Source organism: Sphingomonas oleivorans (assembly GCF_003050615.1).
GTDB classification, from domain to species: Bacteria; Pseudomonadota; Alphaproteobacteria; order Sphingomonadales; family Sphingomonadaceae; genus Sphingomonas_H; species Sphingomonas_H oleivorans.
Genome location: NZ_NWBU01000007.1, coordinates 157,483 through 183,037 on the forward strand (window position 1 = coordinate 157,483; position 25,555 = coordinate 183,037).

24 protein-coding genes are annotated in these 25,555 nt (G+C 67.3%); 13 read left to right on the forward strand and 11 right to left on the reverse strand.

Annotation, left to right across the window (positions count from 1 at the left end; translation table 11 throughout):
* Nucleotide 1: 1 nt before the first annotated feature.
* Complete coding sequence (locus tag CLG96_RS08995) at nucleotides 2-1,252, reverse strand: sigma-54 interaction domain-containing protein (RefSeq protein ID WP_107967544.1); 1,251 nt, start codon at nucleotides 1,250-1,252, stop codon at nucleotides 2-4.
* A 280-nt stretch (nucleotides 1,253-1,532) separates the two neighbouring features.
* Here CLG96_RS08995 and CLG96_RS09000 point away from each other — a divergent pair, with 280 nt between their 5' ends.
* The 6 genes from CLG96_RS09000 to CLG96_RS09025 all read left to right on the forward strand — a co-directional run bounded on the left by CLG96_RS09000 (nucleotide 1,533) and on the right by CLG96_RS09025 (nucleotide 6,755).
* Complete coding sequence (locus tag CLG96_RS09000; protein WP_107967545.1) at nucleotides 1,533-2,342, forward strand: flagellin N-terminal helical domain-containing protein; 810 nt, start codon at nucleotides 1,533-1,535, stop codon at nucleotides 2,340-2,342.
* Nucleotides 2,343-2,551: 209 nt separating this feature from the next.
* Entirely contained in the window at nucleotides 2,552-2,944 is a 393-nt protein-coding gene (locus tag CLG96_RS09005; RefSeq protein WP_107967546.1) for a RidA family protein, read from the forward strand.
* Between the two features lie 88 nt (nucleotides 2,945-3,032).
* Nucleotides 3,033-3,743 (forward strand): tetratricopeptide repeat protein, encoded by a 711-nt coding sequence (locus CLG96_RS09010; RefSeq protein ID WP_107967547.1) that lies wholly within the window; start codon nucleotides 3,033-3,035, stop codon nucleotides 3,741-3,743.
* Between the two features lie 5 nt (nucleotides 3,744-3,748).
* The gene (locus CLG96_RS09015; protein ID WP_107967548.1) at nucleotides 3,749-5,062 is read left to right on the forward strand and encodes a PQQ-like beta-propeller repeat protein; all 1,314 of its coding nucleotides are present in this window, start codon (nucleotides 3,749-3,751) and stop codon (nucleotides 5,060-5,062) included.
* A 125-nt stretch (nucleotides 5,063-5,187) separates the two neighbouring features.
* A complete protein-coding gene (gene der / locus CLG96_RS09020) occupies nucleotides 5,188-6,543 on the forward strand; it encodes a ribosome biogenesis GTPase Der (RefSeq protein WP_107967549.1) in 1,356 nt (451 codons plus the stop codon).
* Entirely contained in the window at nucleotides 6,540-6,755 is a 216-nt protein-coding gene (locus CLG96_RS09025) for a sulfurtransferase TusA family protein (protein WP_279330599.1), read from the forward strand. Before der ends, CLG96_RS09025 begins: the two co-directional genes overlap by 4 nt.
* Nucleotides 6,756-6,786: 31 nt before the next feature.
* Here the strand turns inward: CLG96_RS09025 and bfr are convergent, their stop codons facing one another.
* The 5 genes from bfr to CLG96_RS09050 all read right to left on the reverse strand — a co-directional run bounded on the left by bfr (nucleotide 6,787) and on the right by CLG96_RS09050 (nucleotide 11,746).
* The gene (bfr, locus tag CLG96_RS09030; protein ID WP_107967550.1) at nucleotides 6,787-7,272 is read right to left on the reverse strand and encodes a bacterioferritin; all 486 of its coding nucleotides are present in this window, start codon (nucleotides 7,270-7,272) and stop codon (nucleotides 6,787-6,789) included.
* A 102-nt stretch (nucleotides 7,273-7,374) separates the two neighbouring features.
* Nucleotides 7,375-7,545, reverse strand: a complete 171-nt coding sequence (locus CLG96_RS09035; protein ID WP_107967681.1) for a (2Fe-2S)-binding protein — start codon at nucleotides 7,543-7,545, stop codon at nucleotides 7,375-7,377.
* A gap of 39 nt (nucleotides 7,546-7,584) precedes the next feature.
* Complete coding sequence (locus tag CLG96_RS09040) at nucleotides 7,585-8,859, reverse strand: DUF418 domain-containing protein (RefSeq protein WP_107967551.1); 1,275 nt, start codon at nucleotides 8,857-8,859, stop codon at nucleotides 7,585-7,587.
* Between the two features lie 192 nt (nucleotides 8,860-9,051).
* Nucleotides 9,052-11,271, reverse strand: coding sequence for a phosphoribosylformylglycinamidine synthase subunit PurL (gene purL / locus CLG96_RS09045; protein WP_107967682.1), 2,220 nt, complete (start codon nucleotides 11,269-11,271; stop codon nucleotides 9,052-9,054).
* Nucleotides 11,272-11,359: 88 nt separating this feature from the next.
* Nucleotides 11,360-11,746, reverse strand: a complete 387-nt coding sequence (locus CLG96_RS09050) for a hypothetical protein (protein ID WP_107967552.1) — start codon at nucleotides 11,744-11,746, stop codon at nucleotides 11,360-11,362.
* Nucleotides 11,747-11,917: 171 nt separating this feature from the next.
* Here CLG96_RS09050 and CLG96_RS18745 point away from each other — a divergent pair, with 171 nt between their 5' ends.
* The 4 genes from CLG96_RS18745 (at nucleotide 11,918) to CLG96_RS09065 (ending at nucleotide 14,736) form a co-directional block, all read left to right on the forward strand.
* Nucleotides 11,918-12,082 carry a hypothetical protein gene (locus tag CLG96_RS18745; protein WP_165799609.1) on the forward strand — a complete coding sequence of 55 codons (165 nt, stop codon included), beginning with the start codon at nucleotides 11,918-11,920 and terminating at the stop codon, nucleotides 12,080-12,082.
* 179 nt (nucleotides 12,083-12,261) lie between these two features.
* Nucleotides 12,262-13,245 carry a methionine ABC transporter ATP-binding protein gene (locus CLG96_RS09055; RefSeq protein WP_107967553.1) on the forward strand — a complete coding sequence of 328 codons (984 nt, stop codon included), beginning with the start codon at nucleotides 12,262-12,264 and terminating at the stop codon, nucleotides 13,243-13,245.
* Nucleotides 13,242-13,907, forward strand: coding sequence for a methionine ABC transporter permease (locus tag CLG96_RS09060; RefSeq protein WP_107967554.1), 666 nt, complete (start codon nucleotides 13,242-13,244; stop codon nucleotides 13,905-13,907). The genes CLG96_RS09055 and CLG96_RS09060 overlap by 4 nt, the downstream gene beginning before the upstream one ends.
* Nucleotides 13,908-13,932: 25 nt before the next feature.
* Nucleotides 13,933-14,736, forward strand: coding sequence for a MetQ/NlpA family ABC transporter substrate-binding protein (locus CLG96_RS09065; protein ID WP_107967555.1), 804 nt, complete (start codon nucleotides 13,933-13,935; stop codon nucleotides 14,734-14,736).
* Between the two features lie 252 nt (nucleotides 14,737-14,988).
* On the opposite strand, the gene CLG96_RS09070 is transcribed toward CLG96_RS09065, so the two are convergent.
* The 4 genes from CLG96_RS09070 to ptsP are packed head-to-tail and all read right to left on the reverse strand — an operon-like array spanning nucleotide 14,989 to nucleotide 21,573.
* On the reverse strand, nucleotides 14,989-16,359 hold the full coding sequence (locus tag CLG96_RS09070) for a carbohydrate porin (RefSeq protein ID WP_207796648.1): 1,371 nt from the start codon (nucleotides 16,357-16,359) through the stop codon (nucleotides 14,989-14,991).
* A 14-nt stretch (nucleotides 16,360-16,373) separates the two neighbouring features.
* On the reverse strand, nucleotides 16,374-18,098 hold the full coding sequence (locus CLG96_RS09075) for a PTS fructose transporter subunit IIC (protein WP_107967556.1): 1,725 nt from the start codon (nucleotides 18,096-18,098) through the stop codon (nucleotides 16,374-16,376).
* Nucleotides 18,095-19,066: a 1-phosphofructokinase gene (gene pfkB / locus CLG96_RS09080; RefSeq protein ID WP_107967557.1), complete on the reverse strand. Its 972-nt coding sequence runs from the start codon at nucleotides 19,064-19,066 to the stop codon at nucleotides 18,095-18,097. The genes CLG96_RS09075 and pfkB overlap by 4 nt, the downstream gene beginning before the upstream one ends.
* The gene (ptsP, locus tag CLG96_RS09085) at nucleotides 19,063-21,573 is read right to left on the reverse strand and encodes a phosphoenolpyruvate--protein phosphotransferase (protein WP_107967558.1); all 2,511 of its coding nucleotides are present in this window, start codon (nucleotides 21,571-21,573) and stop codon (nucleotides 19,063-19,065) included. Before ptsP ends, pfkB begins: the two co-directional genes overlap by 4 nt.
* A gap of 161 nt (nucleotides 21,574-21,734) precedes the next feature.
* On the opposite strand from ptsP, the gene CLG96_RS09090 reads away from it, so the two are divergent.
* Together CLG96_RS09090 and CLG96_RS09095 are read left to right on the forward strand one after the other, a co-directional pair.
* The gene (locus tag CLG96_RS09090) at nucleotides 21,735-22,727 is read left to right on the forward strand and encodes a LacI family DNA-binding transcriptional regulator (RefSeq protein ID WP_107967559.1); all 993 of its coding nucleotides are present in this window, start codon (nucleotides 21,735-21,737) and stop codon (nucleotides 22,725-22,727) included.
* A complete protein-coding gene (locus tag CLG96_RS09095) occupies nucleotides 22,724-23,542 on the forward strand; it encodes a shikimate 5-dehydrogenase (RefSeq protein WP_107967560.1) in 819 nt (272 codons plus the stop codon). Before CLG96_RS09090 ends, CLG96_RS09095 begins: the two co-directional genes overlap by 4 nt.
* Nucleotides 23,543-23,627: 85 nt before the next feature.
* Here the strand turns inward: CLG96_RS09095 and CLG96_RS09100 are convergent, their stop codons facing one another.
* Complete coding sequence (locus tag CLG96_RS09100) at nucleotides 23,628-24,416, reverse strand: DUF2189 domain-containing protein (protein ID WP_107967561.1); 789 nt, start codon at nucleotides 24,414-24,416, stop codon at nucleotides 23,628-23,630.
* 266 nt (nucleotides 24,417-24,682) lie between these two features.
* On the opposite strand from CLG96_RS09100, the gene CLG96_RS09105 reads away from it, so the two are divergent.
* A complete protein-coding gene (locus tag CLG96_RS09105; RefSeq protein ID WP_107967684.1) occupies nucleotides 24,683-25,549 on the forward strand; it encodes an HpcH/HpaI aldolase/citrate lyase family protein in 867 nt (288 codons plus the stop codon).
* Nucleotides 25,550-25,555: the final 6 nt, after the last annotated feature.

The following is a 25,555-nucleotide window of genomic DNA, read 5'->3' on the forward strand; positions in this document are numbered from 1 at the left end:
CTCATGCCGCGGCACGCAGCGAGGCGAGGCGATAGCGCAGCGTCCGCTCGCTTATGCCGAGGCGCTCGGCGGCGCGGACGCGATGCCCGCCGGTCGCGGTCAGCGCATCCTGGATCGCGCGCGCCTCGGAGCTGCGGGCGGCTTCGGCGAGGCGGATGGGCGCGTGGGCCGTGGTTGCGGTTTCGGCGGCAGGGCGGGGGAGGAGCGCGGCATCGATCGCCAGATCCTCCGCCTCGATACGCTCGCCGCTGCGCAGCAGCATGGCACGCTGGATCACATTTTCGAGCTCGCGGACATTGCCCGGCCAGTCATGCGCCATCAGCCGGTCGAGCGCAGCGGCGGTCGGCCAGGGGAAGGCCTCGCCCGGCCGCGCATGGCGCAGCATCAGCGTCGCGACGAGCGCGCGGATGTCGAGCCGGCGGGCGCCGAGCGGCTTGAGCTGGAGCGGCATGACATTGAGCCGCCAGTAAAGGTCCGCGCGGAAGCGGCCTTGGGCTACCTCGGTGGCAAGATCGCGGTTGGCTGCCGCGATCACGCGCACGTCGACGGAAATGCTCTTGGTGGCGCCGACGGGCAGTACCTCGCGCTCCTGCAGCGCGCGGAGCAGCTTGGCCTGGAGCGCGAGGGGCAGCTCGGCCACCTCGTCGAGCAGCAGCGTGCCGCCGTCCGCCGCGCGGAACAGCCCTTCGCTCGCGCCGGCGGCGCCGGTGAAGCTGCCCTTCTGATGGCCGAACAGCATCGCCTCCAGCATCGTTTCGGGCAGCGCCGCGCAATTGACTGCGACGAAGGGCCGCGCCGCGCGGGGCGAGGAGGCGTGGATGAAGCGGGCGAGCCCTTCCTTGCCGGTGCCGGTTTCGCCCAGCAGCAGCGCGGTGGCATCGGCGACGGCGATCCGGGCGGCCATGGCCAGGAAGGCGGCGCTTTCGGGTTCACCACAGGCAGGGCGCTCGGCGGGACGGACCAACTCGGCGATGAGCGCATGGCCGAACGCCATGTCTTCGAAACCGAATCGCACGGTCGCAGGCTGGCCGTCGGCCGCGGCGGTGAAGACCGGGGTGCCTTCGGCCAGATCGACCAATATGTCGCGATGCCGAGCATGGGATCGTTCGGTGATGTGAAGGATGCGAATCGCATCGCGCGGGGCAGGCGTGGCGGCGGCGACTCGGGCGGTCGGCAGGCCGGTCCCGGCGAGCCACGCCGCGAGCGCGGGATGGGTTTCCGCCGCCAGATTGCTCAAGCCGATGTCGCTCATAGCGCTCCCCCGGATAAGGCGGCCCCCTGCCGCCCGTTCGTTGGCACAGCGTTACGTGCCAATTAACTAAGGAGCTCTTAATGGCCTGCGCGACCCGCGTCCCCGCAAGCGGGCGTGCGCGTGACCGTGCCTGCGCGTCGTTCCGTTCCGCGCGGATGGCCGGCCCGGCCAAAAAATTTCAGCTTTCGATTTAAGCTCTTCCGGCGGGCGTCGTTACCCGGATCGTGGCTGCCGACGATTTCCCTCGAGGCGCCAATCTTGAGCGGGAAAGGATTTACGAATGACCGTCATCAACACCAATTCCAGCGCGCTTCGTGCCCAGAATGCCTCGCGCATGGCCAACAGCCAGCTTGCGACCGCGATGGAGCGCCTTTCGTCCGGCAAGCGCATCAACAGCTCGAAGGACGATGCCGCCGGCCTCGCCATCGCCAGCTCGATGACCTCGTCGATCCGCGGCATGAGCCAGGCGATCCGTAACGCCAATGACGGCATCTCGCTGGCGCAGACAGCCGAAGGCGCGCTGGGCGAAGTGACCAACATGCTCCAGCGCGTGCGCGAACTGGCCGTGCAGAGCGCCAGCGGCACCTATTCCGCCGACGACCGCACCAACCTCCAGGCGGAAGTCACGGAGCTGACCGCGCAGATCACGGACATCACGACCAAGACCAAGTTCAACGGCGTGACCGTGTTCGGCACGGCCGACGTGACGCTCAACATCCAGACGGGCGCCAATTCGGGTGATCAGACGGCCCTCGTCGTCAAGGGCTTCGATCTCAGTGCGGCGGTCGGTTCCGATATCTCCACCGCTGCCGGCGCCGCCACGGCGCTGACCGACACCGACACCGCCCTGAAGGCGGTCGCCACGACCCGCGCCTCGCTCGGCGCCGCGCAGAGCCGCCTCGAATCAACGGTCAACAACCTGACCTCGAACGTCACCAACCTGTCGGACGCGCGTTCGCGGATCGAGGATGCGGACTTCTCCGCCGAGACGACCAACCTCGCCAAGGCGCAGATCCTCAGCCAGGCTTCGACGGCGATGCTCGCCCAGGCCAATCAGAGCCAGCAGGGCGTGATGAGCCTGCTCCGCTAAACGGCTTCCCGACCCGCTCGGGAAAGACCCCCGGCGCCGCACATCCGGCGCCGGGGGTTTCGTCATGCCTGGCTGCATCCGTTCCTATATATAGAATGCCTCGAGTCCCTGCGTGGCGGAGTGCGGTCGTTCAGGTCGCTTGCGGCCGCGCCGCGAAGGCGCCTAAGGCGGCGCGCGGGAAGCGGCGTTGCAAGAGGGTGGCCCAATCGATGACACGGAAACTGATTTCGAGCGGATCGCCCTTTGAGAAGAGTGTCGGCTATTCCCGCGCGGTCGTCGATGGCGACTGGTGTTTCGTCTCCGGCACGACCGGCTATGATTATGCCACCATGACCATGCCGGAGCGGGCGGCGGACCAGGCGCGCAACGCGCTTGCGACGATCGAGAAGGCGCTGGGCGAGGCTGGCTTCACGCTCGCCCATGTCGTGCGCGCCACTTATTATTTCTCCGACGCGGCCTATTGGAACGAGGTCGGGCCCGTGCTGGGCGATGCATTTGGCGAGATCCGCCCTGCGGCGACCGCGCTTGTCGTCGGTCTCGTCAAGCCGGAGATGAAGGTGGAGATAGAGGTGACCGCCCGCCGACAGGCCGGCTGGCCCTGATCCTGCGCCGCACAGCTTTCGTTCAGCCGCGCTCCTCGCTAGAAGGGCGCGCGCCCGGGGTTTGGGCGGCTGTTCTTGGAGATTAGGTTTGGCTCTGACGCCCCAGAATGAAGACGCCTTCTTCCGTGAGGTGGATGAGGAACTGCGCCGGGAACAGTTGAAGGGTTTCTGGCAACGCTATGGCCGTATCCTGGTTGCGCTGATCGTCATCGGCCTGGCCGCGCTCGCCGCCTTCCTGTGGTGGCAGGCGGATCGGGCGAAGAAGGCCGGGCTCGACAGCGAGCAGTTCACCCAGGCGATCGCGGACCTCAACGAGAATAAGGCCAACGCCGCCCGGTCGAAGCTGGACCCGCTCGTCAATTCGCCGCGCGACGGCTATCGCGCCGCGGCCAAGCTCACGCTCGCCGCCAGCGCGGTTGAGAAGGGCGATATGAAGGGCGCCGCAGCCGCCTATCGCGCGGTGGCGGCCGATGCGAGCCTGCCGCAGGAATTTCGCGATCTGGCGCTCGTCCGCGGCACGGCCGTGGAATTCGATACGCTGCCCCCGGCCGCGGTGATCGATCGGCTGAAGCCGCTCGCGGTGGCCGGCAATCCCTGGTTCGGCAGCGCCGGCGAGATGACCGCCATGGCCCATCTCAAGATGAACCGTCCGCAGGCCGCCGCCCCGATCTTCGCGGCGCTGCAGAAGGATGAGACGGTGCCCGAAACCATCCGCCAGCGCGCCCAGCGCATGGCCGCGTTGCTCGCAGTGCCCGCCTCGGCCGCGCCGGCGCAACCGGCCTCGCCCAGCAAGGAATGATCCGAATGAAGCGCATCATTATCGGCCTGATGACGGTCACGGCGCTCGCCGGCTGCGGCAGGGGCGGGGAGAATAAGCCCAAGACGGCGGTGCTCGGCGAGCGCCTGCCGGTGCTTACGGCGGAGACAGGTGCGGAGGTCGATCCCAGCCTCGCCGACCTGCCCGTGTCCGTGCCGGCGCCCGAGGTGAATAATGGCTGGACGCAGCCCGGGGGCAATGCCGCCAAGTCGATGGGCAATCCCTCGCTCGCCGCTGCGCTCGGCCGCGCCTGGACCGCCAAGATCGCCGGCAGCACGCCCAAGGCGCGCCTCGCTGCCTCGCCCGTCGTGGCGGAAGGCCGCGTCTATGCGATCGATATCCAGGCGGTCGTCCGTGCTTTCGACGTGAAGAGCGGAGCGCTCCTCTGGTCGGCCAAGCTGAGCGACGATCGGGAGAATCGTGGGTCGCTGTTCGGCGGCGGCGTGAGCTATGAGGAAGGCCGCCTCTATGCCACGACGGGCCTGGGCGATGCGGTGGCGCTCGAGGCCGCGACCGGCAAGCAGCTCTGGAAGGTCCGCCCCGGCGGCCCGCTGCGGGGCGCGCCGTCGATCGGCAGCGGCAATATCTATGTGCTGAGCCAGGACAATCAGATCTTCGCGCTCAAGCCGGAAAATGGCGAGACGGTGTGGAACGAGGCCGCGACGCTGGAGACGGCGGGCGTGTTCGGTGTCGCCGCACCGGCGGTGGCGCAGGGCACGGTCGTCGCCGGCTTCTCTTCGGGCGAGCTCACCGCTTTCCGCTACGAAAATGGCCGCGCCGTCTGGCAGGATCAGCTTTCCCGCACGAGCATCTCCACCTCCGTCTCCAGCCTGTCGGACATCGACGCCAGCCCCGTCATCGATCAGGGCCGCGTCTATGCCGTGGGGCAGGGCGGCCGCATGGTGGCGATGGACCTGATCACCGGCCAGCGCCTGTGGGAGCTGAACGTCGCCGGCATCTCCACCCCCTGGGTGGCGGGCGAATGGCTGTTCGTCGTCACCGACGAGGCCAAGCTGCTGTGCATCGCCCGCGTCAACGGCAAGGTGCGCTGGATCACGCAGCTTCCGCGCTGGAAGAATGAGAAGAAGCGGAGCGGCGCGATCGGCTGGACCGGGCCGATCATCGCCGGATCGCGCCTGCTCGTCGCCAGCACGGAAGGCGTGCTCCAGAATGTCGCGCTCGAGGACGGCAAGATCGGCACCGCCACGCGCATCGGCGCGTCGGTCAATCTGCCGCCCGTGGTGGCGGACAACACGCTGTTCGTGCTCGATAATGATGGGCGGCTTTCCGCCTGGCGCTGAGCCGCGACCCTTTCCATCCTTCGTCCGTCCCGCCGGGGCGGGAGTCCGCGTTTCTCTCGGAGCCGGATTCTCGTCTCGGCGGGATCGGCATTTTTATTTGGGCGCGAGAGCGCTAGGAAAAATCCATGGCCAAGCTCCCTCTCGTCGCCATTGTCGGCCGTCCGAATGTCGGCAAGTCCACCCTCTTCAACCGGCTCGTCGGCAAGCGGCTCGCGCTGGTCGATGACCGTCCGGGCGTCACGCGCGATCGGCGCGAGGGCGATGCGAACCTGCTCGGCCTCGATTTCCGCGTGATCGACACGGCGGGCTTCGAGGAAGACGATCCCGAGACGCTGCCCGGCCGCATGCGTGCCCAGACGCAGGCCGCGGTCATACAGGCCGATGTCGCCCTGTTCCTGATCGATTCGCGGGCGGGCGTGACGCCGCTCGACGAGGAGATCGCTCGCTGGCTGCGTTCGGGCGACACGCCCGTCATCCTGCTCGCCAACAAGGCCGAGGGCCGGGCGGGCGAGAGCGGCGTGCTGGAGGCGTTCGGCCTCGGCTTCGGCGATCCCGTTCCCTTCTCCGCCGAGCATGGCGAGGGCATGGCTGATCTGTTCGAGGCGCTGCTGCCCCATATCGACCGGCCGGACGATGGGAGCGAGGAGCAGGAAGAGGAGGAGCCGGCGGAGGACGGTCCGCTGAAGCTCGCTATCGTCGGGCGGCCCAATGCGGGCAAGTCCACGCTGGTTAATCGCATGCTGGGCGAGGAGCGGATGATCACCGGGCCCGAGGCCGGCATCACCCGCGATTCGATCTCGATCGACTGGGAATGGCAGGGCCGTCCCGTCCGCCTGATCGACACTGCGGGCCTGCGCCGCAAGGCGAAGGTGGAGGATAAGCTGGAGCGGCTTTCGGCCGCCGATACGCGCCATTCGATCGACTTTGCCGAGGTGGTCGTGCTGCTGCTCGATGCCACCCGGGGGCTGGAGGCGCAGGATCTGCGCATCGCCGATCAGGTGCTCCAGGAAGGGCGCGCGCTGGTGATCGCGCTCAACAAATGGGATGTGGCGGATAATCCGCCGGCTCTGTTCCAGGGCGTCCGCGCCGCGCTCGACGAGGGACTGGCGCAGGTGAAGGGCCTGCCGCTGCTGACCGTCTCGGCCTTCACCGGGCGGGGCATCGATCAGCTGATCGACGTCGCCTTCCAGACGCGTGATGCCTGGTCGCGCCGCGTTTCGACCGGCCAGCTCAACCGCTGGTTCGAACGCGCGATCGAGCAGAATCCGCCGCCCGCGCCGGGGGGCAAGCGGATCAAGCTGCGCTATCTGACGCAGGCGAGGACGCGCCCGCCGAGCTTCGTGCTGTTCGGAACGCGGGTGGATCAGCTTCCCGAAAGCTATCGCCGCTATCTGGTGAACGGCATTCGCCGCGACCTGGGCTTCGGCGCGGTGCCCGTGCGGCTGACCGTCAGGGCGCCCCGCAATCCGTTCGACCGGTGACGCCCGACAGGGTGATCGATGCACGGGGGATGCGCTGCCCCTGGCCGGCGCTCCGCCTCGCGCGGGCGATGCGCGAGGCGGGGGAGGGAATGCGCCTCCTGATCCTGGCCGACGATCCGATCGCACCGGGCGAGATAGCGGCGCTGGCCGATCATCATGGCTGGACGGTCCGGCCGGCGGACCAGGATCACGCCTTCATCGTAACGAAATAGCGCTCCCTGGCCCGCCTGTTCACGGGCCGGATCACTCCGCTTCGTCGGCCGGCTTCGATTGGAGCTGGATATAATTCTGGATGCCCATCCGTTCGATCATGTCGAACTGCCGCTCCAGATGGTCGACATGCTCCTCCTCGCTGTCGAGGATCTGCTTCAGAAGGTCGCGGCTGATATAGTCACGCACCTGCTCGCAATGGGCGATCGCCTCGCGGAGCAGGGGCAGCGCCTCATTCTCCAACTCGAGATCGGCGCGGAGGATCTCCTCCACCGTTTCGCCGATGCGGAGGCGGCCGAGAAGCTGGAAGTTGGGCAGACCCTCGAGGAAGAGGATGCGCTTCGACAGCTCGTCGGCATGCTTCATCTCGTCGATCGACTCGCCATATTCGAATTTGGCGAGACGCTCGATCCCCCAATGGTCGAGCAGGCGATAATGAAGGAAATATTGGTTGATCGCCGTCAGCTCATTCTTGAGAGCGACGTTGAGATATTCGATGACCTTTTCGTCACCCTTCATGGCAGGCCTCCGACCTTGGACAGGCGAGAAGCCTAACCGACGGAAACCTACATTGACACCGAAAAAACCGCGATTTTCCGCCGGAAAATCGGGTTGAGAGAGTTACGCAGTAGCACGTTCGGAGGCGATGATCTGCCGTGCGAATGGCACGCATTGGCCGCAACGGGCGCGCCGGCCAAGCGAGGCATAGGCACTACAGGGGCTGTCATGCCCCTTGCGGGCCGCCGCCCGCACATCATTTTCCCGGATCGCATTGCAAACGCAAACAACCATCAGCGCCACTCCTTGAATCGGTAAGTAGCGCTACTGAGACTAACTCGCAATAGCGGAGGGCGCCTTTCGTCGCATCGGCTGGGGCGCCCGCCGCGCCAGCGACCGCCACAGCCATTCGAGCGGACCATAGGCGAATCGGTCCAGCCAGGGCCGGCTCCACAGCAGCATGCCCAGCCAGGCAACGAAGACGATCGGATAGAGCCAGGCCCTGGCCACATGGCCGTAAAGGCCGAGGCCATAGCCATAGAATAAAGTGGTCATGACGATGCTGGTGCCGAGATAGTTGGTGAAGGCGGCACGGCCGACGGCGATCACGCGCGTACGAAGCGGGCTTGATCCCCGCGTCAGCCAGAGGATGATGAGCGAGGTGTGCGCGGCGAGCAGGATCCAGCGGAACGGCATGGCGGCGACATTGACGGCGCCATAGGTCAACAGATCATCGAAGCCGGACCGGATGGAGAGCCAGGCGAGTAGGATCATCGGCGGAAGGCCGAGCGCATAGCCGAGGATCGCCGTGCGCCGGTACCGCGCCCGATCGAGCCGGCCGGTGAGAAAGCCGCTCTTCAAGCCGGCCATGCCGAGCAGCATCAGCCCCAGCGTCTCGAAGCCGGAAAATTCCAATTGATCGATCGGCGTCCCATAATCGTCCGTCAGCCGGTCGATCAGGATGCCGATATAGCCGTCGCGATGGAGGGCCAGATCCTCGGCGATATCGGCGGGCGAGGGGACGCCGATATCCTCGCGAAGATTCTCCCATGTCGCCACCGCTGCCGCGTCCGCGCCGGGCAGATGGGCGGCATGCGAGATCGCGGCGACCTCGCCGAAGCTCTGCACCATGAGCAGCAATTGGAAAAGGAGGAGGCCGATCCCCCATCGGCGGAGCGAAGCCGCATCCTTGTCGCGGAACAGGAAGGCGATCATCCCGATCAGCGCATAATGGACGAGAATGTCACCGAACCAGATCAGGTAGAGATGGATCAGGCCGAAGACGAGCAGCCAGATCATCCGCGAATAATGGACCTTGGCGGCGTTCCGTCCCGCTGCCTCGGCGCGCTGGATGACGAGCAGCATGCTCGCGCCGAACAGCAGCGAGAAGAGCGCGCGCATCTTGCCGTCGGTGAGCACGAAGTTGATCGCCCAGACGGCAATGTCGGCCGGCCTGGTGCTGCCATAGGCCGCAGGATTGTCATAGGCGGCAAACGGCATGGCGAAGGCGACGATGTTCATGAGCAATATGCCCATGACAGCCACGCCGCGCAGGCCGTCGAGCGTGTGATGGCGTTCGCCCGCGCCCGGAAGGTCAGTAAAAGTCATGCCAGGAAAGGAAGGTCTCAACCGCCAGCCAACGGGTCCATCAGGCGGGCCCGGTCGGAGGATGACAGGTTGAGGCCGTGTAGAAAAGCCGGGGCTTGAGCGGGGGAGAAGTGCTGAGGCGCGCGGCGGCTGATTGACCCACTCGTTTTGGATCCACGTGTCGCCCCGGCGAAGGCCGGGGCGACGGAAAGGTCAGGCGATGGTGGTGCCCATCAGCGCCGGGAAGAAGCCTTCATAGGCGCGGCGGAGATCGGCGAGCGGGACATTGGCGCCGCCGGCGACGATCGCCTCGCCCCCGGTGCGGCCGATGATCGTAGCAGGGACGCCGGCTTCGGCCGCGGCGGCGAGGAGTGCTGTCGCATCGGAGGTGGTGATGAGATAACGCGCCTGATCCTCGCCGAAGGCCCAGCCATGGAGCGGCGCCGATCCGGCGTCGAGCGTCGCGCCGATCCCGCCGGCGAGTGCCATTTCGGTAGCGGCGACGAGCAGGCCGCCGTCCGCAATGTCATGCACGGCATCGACCTGGCCGGCGAGGATCGCCGCACGCACGAAATCGCCATTGCGGCGCTCGGCGGAAAGATCGACCGGCGGCGGCGGTCCCGCCTCGCGGCCGGCAATCTCGCGCAGCCAGAGCGACTGGCCGAGATGGCCGCCATTTTCGGCCGATGCCGCGCCGATCAGCAGGATCGCATCGCCCTCAGCCTTGAAGGCGATGGTGGCGGATTTGGACCAGTCCTGAAGCAGGCCGACACCGCCGATGGCGGGGGTGGGCAGGATAGCGGAGCCGCTGCCGTCCTCGGCCTTGGTCTCATTGTAGAGCGAGACATTGCCCGAGACGATCGGGAAGTCGAGCGCGGCGCAGGCTTCGGCCATGCCCTCGATGCAGCCGACGAACTGGCCCATTATCTCGGGCCGCTGCGGATTGCCGAAATTCATGCAGTCGGTGGTGGCGAGCGGCTTGGCGCCGACGGCGGTGATGTTGCGCCAGCATTCGGCGATCGCCTGCCTGCCGCCCTCGACCGGATCGGCATAGCAATAGCGCGGCGTGCAATCGGTGCTGATCGCCAGCGCCTTGTCCGTGCCGTGGACGCGGACCACGGCCGCGTCGCCGCCGGGGCGCTGAAGCGTGTCCGCGCCGACCATATGGTCGTACTGCTCCCAGATCCAGCGGCGGCTGGCGAGATCGGGCGAGGCCATCAGCCGGAGCAGATTTTCGCCGATATCGCCTGCGGCCGGCACCTCGCCCAGCGGCGCGGGCTTGGGGGTTGGGACCCAGGGGCGGTCATAGCTGGGCGCATCGTCGGCAAGCGGGCCGAGCGGAATGTCGCACACCGTCTCGCCCTTGAACTTCAGCACCATGCGGCCCGTATCGGTGACGCGGCCGATGACGGCGAAATCCAGCTCCCATTTGCGGAAGATCGCCTCCGCCTCGGCCTCGCGGCCGGGCTTCAGCACCATCAGCATCCGCTCCTGCGATTCGGAGAGCATCATCTCATAGGGCGTCATCCCCTCTTCGCGGCAGGGGACCGTGTCCATGTCGAGGTCGATGCCGACGCCGCCCTTGGACGCCATCTCGACCGAGGAGGAGGTGAGGCCCGCCGCGCCCATATCCTGGATCGCGACGATCGCGTCGGAGGCCATCAGCTCGAGGCAGGCCTCGATCAGCAGCTTCTCGGTGAAGGGATCACCCACCTGTACGGTCGGCCGCTTCTCCTCCGAATCCTCGGAGAAGTCGGCAGATGCCATGGTGGCGCCGTGGATACCGTCGCGCCCCGTCTTGGAGCCGACATAAACGATCGGATTGCCGACGCCCGAGGCCGCCGAATAGAAGATCTTGGCGGTTTCGGCGACGCCCACCGTCATCGCATTGACGAGGATGTTGCCGTCGTAAGCCGCGTGGAAGTTCACCTCGCCGCCGACGGTCGGCACGCCGACGCAATTGCCATAGCCGCCGATGCCCGAGACGACGCCCGCGATCAGATGGCGCATCTTGGGATGGTCCGGCCGGCCGAAGCGCAGCGCGTTCATATTTGCCACCGGCCGCGCGCCCATGGTGAAGACGTCGCGGAGGATGCCGCCCACGCCGGTCGCCGCGCCCTGATAGGGCTCGATGTAACTGGGATGGTTGTGGCTCTCCATCTTGAAGATGGCGGCCTGCCCGTCGCCGATATCGATGACGCCGGCATTTTCGCCGGGGCCCTGGATCACCTGCGGACCCGTCGTCGGCAGCTTCTTGAGGTGGATGCGCGAGCTTTTATACGAGCAATGCTCGGACCACATGACCGAGAATATGCCGAGCTCGGTGAGGTTCGGTTCCCGCCCGAGCGCGCGCAGGACGCGCTCATATTCTTCCGGGGAGAGACCGTGCTCGGCGACGACGGCCGGGGTGATGGCTGGTTGGTTCGCGCTCATGGCCGAGCCCGATAGCCGAGCCCGCATGAAATCGAAAGGCCGGCGAGTTGCCTCGCCGGCCCGAAATTTCATCCGATGGCCGCAAGCCTCAGGCGTGGCAGCTCTGGCTGGCCTTGCCCGGGCTCGTGATCTCGACGGCCGTGCCGCTGCCGCTGACCGAATAGCCGTCCGCGACGAAGGCCTTGCCCTTTTCGGGCGCGGTGAGCTTGGTGGCGGTGCCGCCCTTCTCGCTGCGGAAATCGGCCGTCACATTGTCGCTGAAGAAATCGACATAGGCGAGGCTGTTGTCCTTGCAGCGATAGGTGCGGCTGGCGAGCAGCGACGGCGGCAGCGTCACCGGCGGCGCGGCCTTCACCGCATTCGCGGTGGGATCGACCGTGCCGGTGACGATCGTCTCGGGCTGCGAATTGCAGCCGGCGAGGAGGATGAGCGCGCCGAGCGGCGCCGCGGCGAGGAGACGGGTTCGGTTTTGCATAGCAGCAGAAACTTCGCGGTTGCAGCATGGCACGTCAAGCCGAAATCGCCGAATTTCGGGCAATTTGTCGCGCGATATTCGTGAAAAGTGGAATGTTTCGGAAAGGCCGCATGATGCGGAACGGATCGTGCAGCCGGCCATTGTGGCAGCCATTGGCTGCGGAGATATGACATGGCCGAAGAGCCCCTGAACCCAGGCGACGTGGCACCCCCCGGCACGCCCGGCACCGGCGAGAATATCTGCCCGCTCTGTCGCGGCACCGGCCGGGTCGACAGCAAGGAATGTCCGCGCTGCGGCGGCACGGGCAAGGTGATCGAGGGTATTGGCGGCGCTTGAGGCGATCCGTATCGCTTGCGGGGGGCTGCGCGGCGGTCGTGACAAAATTCTAGTTCGCCGGTAGGGAAGACGGCTTTCTCCTCCGGGCTTCCCATGATCGACCGCGCCATATTCCATCAGCCTTCGAGCCACTCCCTGATCCACGCGCCCGCCACGGCCGCGCAGGCGCGGGGCGCGGCATGATCGAACTTCAGGACGTCCATAAGCGCTTTGGCGGCGAGGCGGCGGCGGTCGCGGGCGTGAGCCTGACGGTCGCACGGGGCGAGATATTCGGGGTGATCGGCCGATCGGGCGCAGGCAAATCGACGCTGATCCGGCTCGTCAACCTGCTCGAACGGCCGAGCGCGGGGCGTGTGCTGATCGACGGGCAGGATGTGACTGCGCTGGAGGGCGAGGGCCTGCGCGCACTGCGTCGGCGGATCGGCATGATCTTCCAGCAATTCGGCCTGCTCGGATCGCGCAGCGTGGCGGAGAATGTGGCGCTGCCGATGAAGCTGGCGGGCGATCGATCCGGGGCGGAGATCAAGGCCAGGGTGGCGGCGCTGCTGGAGCGGGTGGGTCTTGCCGATCATGCGCGCAAATATCCGGCGCAGCTTTCGGGCGGGCAGAAGCAGCGCGTGGGCATTGCGCGCGCGCTCGCGACCGATCCCGCCATCCTGCTGTGCGACGAGGCGACGAGCGCGCTCGATCCGGAGACGACGCGGTCGATCCTCGCGCTGCTCGACGGACTCAACCGCGAGTTGGGGCTCACCATATTGCTCATCACGCATGAGATGGACGTGGTGCGCGACATTTGCGACCGGGTGGCCGTGCTCGACCGCGGCCGCGTGGTGGAGATCGGGGCGGTGGCGGATCTGTTCCTGAAGCCTTCCCATCCCGTGACTCGCGCGCTGATCGCCGAGGCGGAACATCGCGAGACGCCCGTGCGGCAGGCCGGGGGCAGGCGGGTGCGCGTGACGCTGACCGGCGCGGCGGCGGAGACGCCCTTCCTGACGGAGGCGACGCGCGGGCTGGAGGTGGACCTCACCATTCTCGACGGGCGGATCGGGCGAACGCGGGACCGGCCATATAGCCAGCTCCTGCTCGCGGTCGGCGGGCGCGATGCGGAGCAGGCGCTGGCGCGGCTTGCGGCATGCGCCGAGCTGGAGGAGCTCGCGGCATGAGCGGCTGGTTCGTCAATATCGACTGGCGCGACCTCGGCCAGGCGACGCTCGACACGCTGGCGATGCTTGGCGGATCGCTGCTGCTGACGCTGCTTCTGGGTTTGCCGCTGGGCGTGTTGCTGTTCCTGACGGGCAGGCGGCAATTGCTGGCGAACCGGGCGGCCAATGCGCTGCTGGCGGCGATCGTCAATCTGCTGCGTTCGGTGCCATTCGTGATCCTGCTGATCGTGATGATCCCGCTCACCGTGCTGCTGGTCGGCACCTCGCTCGGCGTGGCCGGCGCGATCCCGCCGCTGGTGGTGGGCGCGGCACCTTTTTTCGCGCGGCTGGTCGAGACTGCGCTGCGCGAGGTGGACCGCAACACGGTCGAGGCCGTGCAGGCGATGGGGGCGACGACGCGGCAGATCGTGTTCCGCGCGCTGCTGCCCGAAGCGACGCCCGGCATCATCGCGGCGGCGACCGTGACGGCGGCGGCGCTCGTCTCCTTCACCGCAATGGCAGGCGTGGTGGGCGCGGGCGGGCTGGGCGATCTCGCCATCCGCTTCGGCTATCAGCGCTTCCAGACGGATGTGATGGTCGTCACCGTCGCGGCGCTGCTTCTGCTCGTCCAGCTTCTCCAGACCGCCGGCGACCGGCTGGTCCTGCATTTCACGCGCCGCTGACCGGCTTTCCCAAGGGAGCATGCGAATGAACCGCCGCCATATTCTCGCAGCCACGCTGCTGCTTCTCGCCTCGGCCTGCTCGGGCGGCGGGACGCCTGCGGGCGGCGACGCATCGACGCTGAGCGTCGCGGCCACCGCCGTGCCCCATGCCGAGATATTGGAGCATGTGAAGCCCGCGCTCGAAAAGCAGGGGCTCAAGCTCGATATCCACATATTCAACGATTATGTGCAGCCCAATCTGCAGGTCGATCAGCGCCGGATCGACGTCAATTATTTCCAGACCAAGCCCTATCTGGACGAATTCAACAAGGCGCGCGGCACGAAGCTGGAAGCGATCGCAGGCATCCATATCGAGCCTCTGGGTGGCTATTCGCAGCGGGTGAAGCGCCTCGATGCGCTGCCCCAAGGTGCCACCGTCGCCATCCCCAATGAGGGGAGCAATGGTGGACGCGCGCTGCTGCTGCTTGCCAAGGCGGGGCTGATCGGGCTCAGGGATCCGGCCAATCCGCTGTCCACCGTGCGCGACATCGTCGTGAACCCCAAGAATCTGAAGATCCGGGAGCTGGAATCCGCGACGCTGCCGCGCGTGCTCGATCAGGTCGATCTGGCGATGATCAACACAAATTATGCGCTGGACGCCAAGCTCAACCCCGTCCGCGACGCGCTGCTGATCGAGGACAGCAAGTCGCCTTATGTCAATTTCCTGGTGGGGCTCGCGGACAAGCGCGACGATCCGCGCGTGAAGAAGCTTGTCGCTGCGCTGACCAGCGCGGATATGCGCAGCTTCATCGAGCGAACATATCAGGGCGCGGTGGTTCCAGCCTTCTGAGTAGCCCAGCCGTGTTGCCGTCGGGACTATGCTTCGGAGTGTCTTTCACCTGACGGCGTCACCCTTGTAACCTGTGTGGTGCCGGATCGTGTAAAGTGAGCGGTGCCAGCTGGTGCTGGCGGAGGTCGAGCTCGTTTTGAACGACCGCTTCATCGATCTGGTCGTCGAGGAATATGGCCGGGCGGATGGTCCGTGCTGAGATCGGGCAAATGAGCCTTCGCCCCGGCGAGAGGCCGGGGCGAAGGGGAAGGCTTATCGCCGGCCGGCGAGCAGCGTCGGCGCGTCGATGGTGAATTTGAAGCCCAAGACGAAGGCGTCCTTTATGTCCCGCGTGCGGAACGGCACAGATGTCTGGTCCGGGTTGATGATATATTGGAGGTTCGGCGAGATACGGATCGCCGGGCTGAGCTGCGCGCCATAAGCGAGCTCCATCATGATCTGATGGCGCGGCAGATCCGGCGAGCCGCCGGCCGAGACACGCGCGGCGCGGATATTTTCGAGCGCGAGGTCGCTGAACCGCTGATCATTGATCACGAAGCCGAGCGTATCCTTGTCGCGGCCGGGGAAGGTGCCCGTCTGGAGCAGGCCGAGCTCGAAGAAGCTCTTCTCCACCAGCCGGCCCGATGTGCCGAACATCGCCACGCCGAACAGGGTGAGGCCGCGTTCGGATCGGGGATCGGGCCGGGTGATCATCTGATCGAAGCGGAAATAGACGCCCGAGCGGCCGTGACGCGTGGCATAGGGCCGGTTTGTCAGAACCGCGAGACCACCGGCTTCGTCACGCAGCGGATCGCTATAGTCGCCACGATCGAACCAGCCGCCGATGATATAATTGCGCGGAAGGCGATCATTGGCGAAGGTCGTCGAATAGCCGATCTCATAAGGCACGATCACGCCGGTGGCGTTCTTGATGCCGAAGTTGAAGCCATGATCGCCCCGGCGCTTGCGATCGGGATTCACCTCATAGACGCCCACATGGGCAAAGACGCGGTCGTTGAACCAGCCCTTTGCGCGCGCGCCCCAGCTCGAGGCTGGCCAGAAGGTGAAATTGCTCGTCTTGAAGACGAAGGTGGGATTGCCGCAGGCGGAATTGCTCTGGAAATTGCAGTAGATTGGCGAGGTCAGGAAGGCGATGTTCGCGGATGTGCGGCCAGCCTCTATCATCAGCTTGTCATCAAGCAGCTTCTGTTCCCAGGTGAGCAGCGCCAGATGCGTGTTCTGCGTGCCGTAGATTTCCTGCACCGAGGTGTTGTTGCCGATCGCGATCCTGGAGAGGCTCTTGCCGTGGCGCTGGGTCATGGCGAAATGGAGCGCGCCGCCGTCGATCCCGGCGATCTTCTCCATGTCGAAATCCGCGCCCCAGAGGAGCTGGCCGGCAAAGGCCGCATCCTTGCGGATGCCGCCCGAAACGTTGGTCGCGGCCTGGCCGGTATAGTCCAACCTCAGCTTGATGCCCTTATCGGCAAGCGGCTGCCAGGGTTCGGGCGCGGCTTCGGGCTGGATGCCGAGCGTCTCGGCGGCACCGGCAACGCCTGTTTCGGGCTGCTGCTGTGCAGCCGCCGGCGACATGCACAGCGCCACCCCGCCGGCGAACATCCCGGCGAATGAGAGGCTAATTTTCATTTTCTTCTTCCCTTTCACGCCGGCTGCACAGCCGCCGGCGTTATATTGACTGGCTTTTTCAGGATGCCGACGAGGATCGCGCCCGCCACGGTCCCGGCGAGAATCGCGATCACATAGCCAAGCAGATGCGTGACCGCACCGGGGATCGGCAGCACGAATATGCCGCCATGCGGTACCTTGAGCTCCGCGCCTACCGCCATGGAGATGGCGCCGGCAATCGCCGATCCCGTGATCGTGGCAGGCAGCACGCGGAACGGATCGCGCGCGGCGAAGGGGATGGCGCCTTCGGTGATGAAGGCGATGCCCAGAACCGCAGCGGCATTGCCCGCCTCATGCTCCTCGGTGGTGAAGCGGCTCGGAAACAGCTTGGTGGCGAGCGCCAGCGCGAGCGGCGGCACCATGCCGGCGGCCATCGTCGCCGCCATGGGCGTATAGACCTGGCTGGCGATCAGGCCGGTGGAGAAGGCATAGCCCGCCTTGTTGACCGGACCGCCCATGTCGAAGGCGGACATTCCGCCGAGCAGCAGGCCGAGGATGATCGCCGAGGATCCCTGCATGCCGCGCAGCCATTCGGTGAGGAAGCTGAGCAGCTGGGCGACCGGCGCGCCGACCGCATAGATCATCAACAGGCCCGTCAGCAGCGTGCCGAGCACCGGCAGGATCAGCACCGGCTTCAGCCCTTCGAGATTCTTGGGCAGGCGGATGCTGCGGTTCAGGAAATCGGTGCCATAGCCGGCGATGAAGCCCGCGACGATGCCGCCGATGAAGCCCGCGCCGAGATTGGCGGCGAGAATGCCGCCGATCATGCCCGGCGCGATGCCCGGCCGATCGGCGATGGAATAAGCGATATAACCGGCAAGCGCGGGGACGATCAGCGCGAAGCCGCCCTTGGCGCCGATCTGGAACAGCGCATGGGCCAGCGTGCCTTCCTGGCTGTCGGCATAAATGCCGCCGAGCGCGAAGGCGAGCGCGATGAGCAGGCCACCCGCCACCACGAAGGGCAGCATGAAGGATACGCCCGTCATCAGATGCTTATAGGGGCCCGCACGTTCGGCTCGGGCGGGTTTCGCGGTACCGGCGGCGGCTCCGCCCGGCTGAACCTTGGCCTCCGCCAGGGCGCGGGTGATCAGCCCCTTGCCGTCGTTGATCGCGGGTTTGGTGCCCGACAGGAAGACGCGCTTGCCCGCGAAGCGCGACCGATCCACCTCGCGATCGGCGGCGATGATGACGATATCGGCATCCGCAATCTCGGCATCGGTCAGCGGATCGCGCGCGCCGACCGAGCCCTGCGTTTCGACCCGAATGGGCATGCCCAGCGTCTTCGCGCCCTGGGTCAGCCCCTCGGCGGCCATGAAGGTGTGGGCGATGCCCGTGGGGCAGGATGTGATCGCGACGATCTTTCCCGCACCAGCGGCGGGCGCCGCGACGGCCGGCGCAGCGGCGCCGGGGGCAAGGCCATCGATTACCCCGCCGGCATCGGCGAGCACGCGATCGATGCCGATGCTCGTCTGCGGAAGCGCCGCAAAGCGGTCATCCTTCAGCGGCTCGGGCGCGACCGACAGGAACATATCGCCCGATGCAGTATCGGGATGGAGCGGATTGAGCACGCCATCATTGGTGCGCACCTCCACCTCGATCACGCGGCCGCGCGCGGTGGCGGCGCTCTTCAGCGCCTCGCCCGCAAGCACGCCCGCGACCTGCGCGTCGCCGGCCGCGACGACCGCCCATATTCTGCTCATCGCACCTCTCCCATTTTTTCCGTATCCGTTATTTTTTCCAGCACGCGGATATTCACCTCGTCGGCAAGCGCACGCACCGTCGCGAGATCGGGCAGATGCGGGCCGGCACGGCCGATCTTGGCGACCGCGAAGGCGGTCGAGAGCCGCGCGATCCGTTCGAGCCCAGCGCCTTCCACCAGCGCGGCCGCGATCCCCGCGACCATCGCATCGCCCGCGCCGACCGTGCTGGCGAGCTCGGCGGCGGGAAGGCCCGCGACGAGCGTCGCCTCATCCGACAGGAACAGCGCGCCTTCCGCGCCCATCGATACGATGACCAGCGCCACGCCGCGCGCATGAAGCTGCCGCGCCGCCGCGACGAGATCGTCGAGCGTGTCGAGCGACGTGCCCGCCCAGGCCGCGAGCTCATGCCGGTTGGGCTTGATGCAGAAGGGCAGGACCGGGGCAGCGAGCGCGGCGGTGAGCGCCGGGCCGCTCGCATCGAGGATCACGCGCATCTCGCTTTCGCCGAGCGCTGCGATGAGCTGCGCATAATGATCGGGCGCGCAGCCGAGCGGCAGGCTGCCCGACAGGATGGCGATGTCGCCCCGCCGGACGAGCGCGGTCGCCGTTTCGGTGACGGCGTCGAGCGCCTGCGGCGTGGCGGTCAGCCCCGGCAGGTTGATGTCGGTCGTCTCCTCATCATCGACCAGCTTGATATTGGTGCGCGTGACGCCGTCCGCGCGGACGAAGCGGTCGTCGATTCGCTTCGCGGCGAACAGCGCCTCGAACACGGCGGCGTTCTCGCGGCCGAGCAGGCCGGTGACGGCGACGGGCACGCCCCAGTCGGCAAGGCAGCTCGCCACGTTCACGCCCTTTCCGCCCGCATCGTAGCGGACGGAATGGGCGCGATGCACGGCACCGCGCACCAGCCTGTCGAGCGCGATCGTCTGGTCGATCGCGGGGTTCAGCGTGACGGTGAGCACGGTCATGCCCCGGCTCCATCCAGCGCGCGGACCTGCTCGGCGGTTTCCGCCGTGACCGCCTTGGCCGCCAGCGCCTCCAGCGTGGCGAGATCGCTCTCGCGCAGCCGGGCCTTCACGGCGGGGATGTCGCGCGGCGTCATCGACAGTTCGGCGACGCCGAGGCCGGTGAGCAGCGCCGCGCCGAACGGATCGCCCGCAATGCCGCCGCACACGCCCACCCAGCGATCATGGCGCCTGGCGCCTTCCACCGTCATGCGGATCAGGCGCAGCACGGTGGGGTGGAGGCTGTCCGCCTCCGCCGCCAGATCGGGATTCTGACGGTCGATCGCCAGCGCATATTGGGTGAGATCATTGGTGCCGATCGAGAAGAAATCGACATGCGCGGCCAGCACGTCCGCCTGGATCGCGGCGGCGGGCACCTCGATCATGATGCCGATGGGCACGGCGGGCGCATCGAGCTCGGCCCGGATGCGCTCGCAATGGCTGCGCAGCGCGATCACCTCGGGCACGGAGGTGATCATCGGGAACATGATCGAAAGATCGCCGCCGCCCTTCGCCGCGCGATAGAGCGCGCGAAGCTGCGGCTCGAGCAGGTCCGGCCGGCGCAGCAGCAGCCGCGCGCCGCGCACGCCGAGGAAGGGATTTTCCTCATGCGGCAGGTTGAGATGGGCGACCTGCTTGTCGCCGCCGATATCGAGCGCGCGCACGATCAGCGGACGGCCGTCGAGCGCGTCGATCATGCCGCGATAGGTTTCATATTGCTCGTCCTCGCTGGGCGTGTCGCCGCGTTCGAGGAAGAGGAATTCGGTGCGCATCAGGCCGACGCCCTCGCCGCCCTGGGCAAGGGCGAGCGGCACCTGATCCGGCCGGTTGACATTGGCGCCGATCGCGACCTGATGCCCATCGGTGAGGCGTGCGGGCAGGCTGCGCTGCTCCTCCTCCTCGGCGCGCTTCTTCGCCAGCGCATCGATCCAGGCGCGGGCGGAGGCGAGATCCTCTTCGGACGGATCGAGATAGAGCCGGCCGCCATCGCCATCGACGATCGCCGCCGTTCCCGGCGCGGTTTCGAGGAGCGCCGCGCCGCCTGCGACCATCGCCGGCAGGCCGAGCGTGCGCGCGAGGATCGCGGTGTGCGAGGTGGGCCCGCCCTGCGCGGTGGCGAGGCCGATCACCCGGTTCATGTCGAGCCCCGCCGTGTCGGAGGGCGAGAGATCGGGGGCGAGGACGATGCAGGGGCCCTCGGGCAGATCGGTAAGCGAGCCGCTGTGCAGCGTCGGATCGATCTGCACCAGCACGCGCCGGCCGATATCGCGCAGATCCGCCGCGCGTGCGGCGAGCACGGGATTGCCTAGCGCCGAAAGCTGGCCCGCCATGCGCTCCACCGCCTCGTTCCACGACCAGGCGACGCCATGGCCCGCGACCATGAGCTGGCAGGTGAGCGTGATGAGGTCGGTATCGTCGAGCAGCGTCGCCTGCGCCTTGAAGATCGCCGCATCGGCGGCGCCCAGCCGGCGCGTGGTGTCGTCCACCAGCGCGGTCATCTGCAGGCGCGTGCGGTCGAGCGCGTCGTTGAAGATCGCGGCGCCGTCGCCCAGCGCCACCGGCTGATCGGGCACGGCCAGATTCTGCGCGCTCAGCACATGCACCGTGCCGATCGCGAGGCCGGGGCTGGCGCCGATCCCGGCGATGGCGGTCGGCCGACCCGGCGGGGTCCAGCCGCGCACGGGCACCGCGGCGCGCTCGGCGGCGCGGGCGGCATCGGCCTTTTCCTGCGCGCTGAGGCTCGCCACCACATCGCGGAAGCGGGCGAGCGCCGCGGCGGCGTCGGTGCCGGAGGCGGACAGCGTCACCACGTCGCCGGCCTTGAGCCCGAGCTGGAGCAACGCCACGAGATTGCGCGCGTCCGCCGCCTCGTCGCCATGGCGGACCTGGATGCGGAAGCCGGAGTTCTTCGCCGCCTCGACCCAGATGGAGGCGGGGCGGGCATGGAGGCCGGTCGGATAATCGAGCGTCCAGTCGAGCCGCTCGGCAAGGTCGATGGCGGGCGCTGCCGCAGGGGCGGGCGCGGCATCCTCGGCCAGCGCGGTGACGATTTCCGAAGGATCGGCGGTGGTGAACAGCCGCTCCAGCCGGGCCTCGTCCTGGATCAGCCGGGTCAGCCGGCGCAGGATGGTGATATGGCTGTCCGACCGGGCGGCGATGCCGACGATCAGCCGCGCCGTCTGCCCCGGATTCCATTCGATGCCGTCGGGCACCTGCAGCACGGCGATGCCGTCGCGCCGCACGAGCCCGCGATCCTCGCCCAGCCCGTGGGGAATGGCGACGCCATGGCCGAGGAAGGTGTTGGCCACCGCCTCGCGGCGGACCATGCTCGTTCCATAATCGGCATCGACGCAGCCGGCCGCGACGAGCAATTGCCCCGCCTCGCGAATCGCATCCTCCTTGGAGGACGGGCTGGCGTTAAGGCGAACGAGGTCAGCGGGCAGGAACCCGCCGGCAAGCAAAGGTGACATATCGGCGCCCTCTCCAAGCGACTAGATTATTCCCGTAGCAGAAAACGATTTCTGTCCTTATGTCAACTCGGCGTCATCACCAACTGTCTGACGACGCTTGCATCCCGGCTTTTCTGCCGTAGGATGACTGACAAAGATAACAGGAAACGTTTTCGAGGATCATGGCTGTAGGCATCAAGGATGTGGCGCGACTCGCCAGCGTCTCCCCCGCGACGGTATCCCGTGTGCTTGGGGGCAGGGCGGTCGATCCCGCAATGCGCGCCCGAGTCGAGGCGGCGGTGGCGGCGACCGGCTATCACCCCAATCTGTCCGCGCGCCGGCTGCGATCGCGGCATAATAATACGGTGGGTCTGATCGTCGCCGACATACGCAATCCCTTCTTCACGGCGGTGAGCCGGACGGTGGAGGATGCCGCTTATGCGCGGGGCCTGCGCGTGATCCTGTGCAACACGGACGAGGATCCGGCCAGGGAGGACATGTATCTGCGCCTGATGCATGAGGAGCGGGTGACAGGCGTGATTCTGGCGCCGACCCGGCCGAGCGCGGATCGGGTGGCGGGCGAGAGCCAGGATTTCCCGATGGTGCTGATCGACCGTTCGATCCCGCTGCGCATGCATGACGCGGTCGTGCTCAACAACGAGCAGGCGGCGATGACGCTGGTGGAGCATCTCCACGCGCAGGGCTATCGCCGGATCGCGGGCCTGTTTGGCGCGGCGAGCACCACCGGCGTGGAGCGGCATGACGGCTATGTCCGGGCGATGACGCGGCTGGGCCTGTCGCCGATGGCGAGCTTCGTCGACCATGGCTATGGCGCGGTGGAGGCGGAGGTGGCGCGGCTGATGACCGGGCCCGAGCCGCCGGACGCGCTGATCGCCAGCAACGGCGTGATGCTGATGCGGGTTTGCCGCGCGCTCCACGCGGCGGGCCTGTCCGTCCCGGAGGCCATGGGCCTTGCGGGTTTCGACAATGAGCCCTGGACCGAGCTGGTCGGCGAGGGGCTGACCGTGATCGAGCAGCCGGTGGAGGATATCGGCCGCACCGCGATGGCGATGCTGCTCGATCGGCTCGACGCGCCGGACACGGCGCCGCGCAAGGTGATGCTGGCGGGACGCTGCGTCGTCCGTGGATCGACCAAGGGGAGGAATATCGGATGAGCAAGCTTTCGATCAACCGCGAGACCCGGCTGTGCATGTCGCTCGCCGGCCGGCCGGGCAATTTCGGCACGCGCTTCCACAACCATCTCTATGAGGCGCTGGGCCTCAACTATATCTACAAGGCATTCACGACGGGCGACCTGCCGGCGGCGATCGGCGGCATCCGTGCGCTGGGCGTGCGCGGCTGCGCCATCTCCATGCCGTTCAAGGAAGCGTGCATCCCGCTGATCGACGAGCTCGATCCGTCGGCGGCGGCGATTGGATCGGTCAACACCATCGTCAATGACGACGGCTATCTGCGCGGCTACAATACCGACTATATCGCGATACGGACGCTGCTCGATCGGCATGCCGTGCCCAAGGACACGGATTTCGTGCTGCGCGGCAGCGGCGGCATGGCCAAGGCCGTTGCGACCGCGTTCCGCGACGCGGGCTATGCCTCCGGCGCGATCCTGGCGCGCAATCCGCAGGCGGGCTCCGCTTTGGCGGAAAGCTGTGGCTATGAATGGCTGAGCGAGATGAGCGGGTGGCCGTCGATGGTCGTCAATGTGACGCCGATCGGCATGGCCGGCGGAGCCGAGGCGGAGGATCTGGCTTTCGCGCCCGAAGTGGTCGCCGATACGAAGATCGTGTTCGACGTGGTGGCACTGCCGCCCGAAACGCCACTGATCCGCAAGGCGCGCGAGCTGGATAAGTTCGTCATCACCGGCGCCGAGGTGATCGCGCTGCAGGCGCTGGAACAGTTCGTCCTCTATACGGGCGTCCGGCCGAGCGAGGAGCAGGTGACGGCGGCGGCGCGCTTCGCGCAGGGCTGAGAAAGGCATCGGGCGGAGGCGGATTAGATCGTCTGTCATCTGACCGTGCTCATCCTGAGCGCAGCGGGTCAAGGCGGCAGTCCGGCTAGCGCTCGACCAGCCGGGTATAGAGGTGCCAGGTGCTGTAGCCGAGCACGGGAAGCACGACCGCGAGCCCGATGAACAGCGGCAGGCTGCCGATCAGCAGCAGCAAGGCGATGCGCAATCCCCAGGCCGCCATTTCGCGCGGATTGCGCATCACCGCCCGAACCGAGGTGGCGATCGCGATTTCCGGATCGACCGGACGATCGACCACCATCGGGAAGGAAACGACGCTGATCACAAGCGTCACCAGCGCGAAGACGAAGCCCGTCAGATTGCCGACGAGGATCAGCGTCCAGCCTTCGGACGTGGTGAACAGCCGGCTCAGGAAGTCGCCCGGGGTAGCCGGCGGCGCCGCGCCGAATATCTCTTGATAGATGGTCCATGCCGCGGCCAGCCAGCCGAAGAATAGGATAAGGAGGAGGGCGGTGAGCGCCAGCAGCGGCCCGCGCGAGGGGCCGCGCAACACATCGAAGAAATGCCGCCAGCGCGGATCATGCCCTTCCTCGCGCCGGCGCGCGAGCTCATAGAAGCCGGCCGCGACCGCCGGGCCCATGATCGACAGGCCCGCGACCAGCGGGAAGAGCAGCGGCAACAGCGATTGGCGGAGCGCGAAAGTCGCGGCGATCAGGCCGGCCAGCGGATAGAGGATGCCGATGAACAGCAGGTCCCCGCGCTTCGCCTGGAAATCCCGCCAGCCCTCCCTGAGCGCCCAGTTGAGATCGGCCATGCTGATCCGTCTGACGACGGGCGCCTGCGACGTCGTCTGATGGTTCGCGGATAATATGCCCATCGATCGCTCTCCGCTGTTCGCGGGCATGAGCGCCCGTGACGGTGGATCAAGTCCGGAGCGGCGATGTCGCGGCCATGCCGCGACATGTCGTCAGCGGGCCAAAGGCGAATAATATACCTGTTTAAGTCCGGGGGAAAGCCGATCGGGCCTTTCCTCCCGGGCCGGCAGTCGCGAGACTCGAATCATGGGCAAGCCTTGCCGAGCGCCGCCATAGGCGCGCATGTGCGGGCCCTGCGCCCGCTTATGCGAGAGAGGACAAGCCAATGATGCAGGATGCCCGGCCGCGCCGCAGCGCGCTTTTTCTTCCGGCCTCCAACGCCAGGGCGATCGCCAAGGCGCGCACGCTGCCGGCGGACGTGTTGATCTTCGACCTGGAGGATGCGGTGGCGCCGGACGCCAAGGAGGCGGCGCGGCTGAACGCGGTCGAGGCGGTGCGCGACGGCGGATATGGCGATCGCGAGCTGGTGATTCGCGTGAACGGGCTCGATACGCGCTGGGGCGAGGCGGATCTGGCGGCGGTGGCGGCGGCGGGCGCGGACGCCGTGCTGCTGCCCAAGGTGAACGAGCCCGAGGATATCGCCGCCTGCGATGCGATGCTCGACGGTGCGGGCGGGCGGATGCGGCTATGGGCGATGATCGAGACTTGCGCGGCGCTGCCCCGGCTCGATGCGATCGCGGCGACGGTGGCGACGACGCGGCTCGGCGCCTTCGTGCTCGGCACCAACGATCTCGCCAAGGAGATGCGCGCGATGCTGACGCCCGAGCGCACGCCCTTCCTGCCGGTGCTGACTTTCGCGGTCGCGGCCGCGCGGGCGCATGGGCTGGCGGTGCTCGACGGCGTGTGCAACGACTTCACCGATATCGAGCGTTTTCGTGCCGAATGCGCGCAGGGACGCATGTTCGGCTTCGACGGCAAGACGCTGATCCATCCCGATCAGATCGGCCCGTGCAATGCGATATTCTCGCCCGACGCCGAGGAGCTCGCCTGGGCGGATGCGGTGATCGAGGCCTTTGCCCGGCCGGAAAATGCCGGGCGCGGCGCGATTCGCGTGGCAGGGCGGATGGCGGAGCTGCTCCATCTCGAACAGGCGCGGCGGCTGCGGCGCATGGCGGAGCGGATCGCGGCGGGCTGAGCGGAA